A 2,390-nucleotide genomic window follows, 5' to 3' on the forward strand; every position below is an offset into this window, starting at 1 on the left:
ATCGGTCTTCATGCCGGGCGGGAAGCCGGCAGTCCAGGCCAGGGAGGGTAACCAGCAGAGTACTGGAGAGACAGACCCTGAGGTACACTGGGGCTGTCGGATCGACTTCCAGTTTCCCACGGTCAAATTGCTCGACTACGATGAGCCTGAACGCTGCGGCGAGTTGGAGGCCAGCGACAACATCTCGAGTTCAGTGCAACACCTCGTCGAGGCTGCGGGCGTCGATGGCACGGTCGAACCAGCGCAGGAGGGTGTCGGGATCTGCCTGCGTAATCCGCTCGCGAATAGGCTCGCTTGGCGGACCGAATTTGCGCTCGATGAGATGCAGTAGGCTGGTTGCTCGGCCGTGTTGTTCGCCCCGCTGTGCGCCCCGCTGTTCGCCCCGCTGTTCGCCTAAGGCAATGTATCGATCGATAAAGGTTTCCATCAGCGGTTCTCCGGAGAAGGTCTGTTCAAGTAAGGTGCGCACTTGCTGCTCATCCAGGCGCCCAGTGCCTTGGACAAAGTAGCGCAGCAGGGATTCGAGGATCGCCATCGCCGTCTCGTCGCGGCTGACCTTAGCGATCAACTGGAGCAGCTCCAGGAAGCGCTCACTGGGCTGATCGCTATAGATGTCACGCAGCGCGAGCTGCACCAGTCGCGACAGCACCGCGCCCTTGATCTCGGTGCGGCTCCTGGCCGAGATGTCGTGCAGCGCATAGCCGAACTGGGGCACAAAGGGCCTGAGCGCGTCGGGCAGCGGATCGATGAGGTCGTGAAAGTGTGCGGGCGCACGCCAGTGTTCCTGTCCGTGGTAGAGCACCAGCGGGTAAATGGGTGGCAGGGTCTTGGCCTCAGGGTGCTGGTCGCGGTACAGCTCGCCACTGGCGACAACGTAGCGCAACAGTTGCAACAGCACCCAATGCTCGGAGCGGCTCTTGTGCTCGAAGAGCAGATAAACCGAGAGCTGAGTGTCGCGATAGGGGATCTGGTAGATCAGGTCGGAGTAGATCTTGCGCAGCGCCTTGGTGACGAAGGTGTCCGGCGAGATGCTCATCCGCTCGAGATCTAGCTCGGGGAGCAATGCGGCGGGCAGGTGATGGCGCAGGAAGTCGCGCGCGATCACCGGACGCGCGAAGTTCTCGCGGAAAAAGCAATCGTGCGGTGTCGGCGTCGTGGTCATGACGCGAGTATAGCGGTTCGGTGACAGAGCGCATGCCCTCGGGAACCTGCACACCAGGGGTAAGAACGGTGTGCAGGATGTCGCCCGCCCAACGGCTGAGCGGGTTTCGCGCCGCTTTCAGTGAACGCGCGAGGGGTCATCGACCATCACACGGCGGAGCGCGCTTGCTTTAGAGCGGGCAGAGCGGTCATTGGTTGAACCAGGTCCAAATCCCCAGTGAGAAGCCGGGAATGAGGTCGATGCCGGCGGCGGATTTGGCGAGATAGAGCGCGAGCAGCCCGAGCAGGGTGCCAGTTTCAGGGCCGCCAACTGCTCTTCGATAAAGCTGTCGCTCACCGACGCCGGCATGCGCTCCATCAGGTTTTGCAAGGCAGGATCCTGGCGTAGGGCCTGGAGGGCGACTGGATCAGGTGTCGTGTTGCGTGTATCCATGGCCGATGACCGCAAGCTGTTGGATTGAAAGGCGATTGACGGGTCTAGGCCTGGACCCTGTTGAGAGACCGGCTCCGCCATTCGCGCCATGGGCGTGCCTTCCGCGATGTGCTCTGGCCCGTCTTGCGGGGCTGCGCGAGTCGACCATCGACCCGAAGGCCTTCAGTCCTCAGCCCGGCTTCGATCCTCAGGCTGATGCCTTACCGCAGCCACCACCAGTCGGTTCAGGTCATGGATGATGCGGGCGAGGGCGGCGAACAGACAGGCGACGAGCACGCCACCGACGCCCCACAAGATCGGCTCGCGGTAGAGGCCCGGATCAACTCGGACTCAACTCCGCACAGAGCCGCCGAGCTGCCTGGCCAAGAGGTCAGCACCAAGATCAGGCTGAAGACCAGCGAGAGCAGCATCATCAGGATGCAAAAGAGCGACATGACGCCGATGTCCCGCTCAATGATCCCGACGTTGCTTGGCCAGCCAAGCCTCGATGGTGGCCGGATCAAGTCCCTTGAGCCGCTCCTCCGGATCGTAGCGTTTGAGGACTTCATCAGGCGGAAGCCCCTTGAGTCGCTCTTCTGGGGTCATGTTGGCAAGCACCAGCTCGTGGGTCTCGCGAAGAAAGTCTTCCATGGTGTAGGCCATGTCAGGGTTCTCCTGGTGGTAGATCAGGTAGAGGCGTTCAAGCAGTTCCCCGTGCCCGCCGCGGCGAGGATTCGGGTAGCGCGCGCGATAATGGATCAGCCCTTGGCGCAGCCGATCCTGCTCGCTGGCGAAGAGTTCCCAAGGGGCGTTGCGG

At 62.2% G+C, this 2,390-nt stretch carries 1 protein-coding gene and 1 pseudogene; both read right to left on the bottom strand.

Translation table 11 applies throughout. The features are described 5' to 3' along the window. Window positions 1-190: 190 nt before the first annotated feature. Window positions 191-1,162 (bottom strand): Rpn family recombination-promoting nuclease/putative transposase, encoded by a 972-nt coding sequence (locus VBE63_RS27510; protein WP_323686177.1) that lies wholly within the window; start codon window positions 1,160-1,162, stop codon window positions 191-193. Window positions 1,163-2,044: 882 nt separating this feature from the next. Further along, window positions 2,045-2,390 (bottom strand): annotated as a pseudogene (locus VBE63_RS27515) (hypothetical protein); the annotation flags it as partial.

Origin of the sequence: Lamprobacter sp. (genome assembly GCF_034860625.1) — a bacterium.
GTDB lineage: Bacteria > Pseudomonadota > Gammaproteobacteria > Chromatiales > Chromatiaceae > Lamprobacter.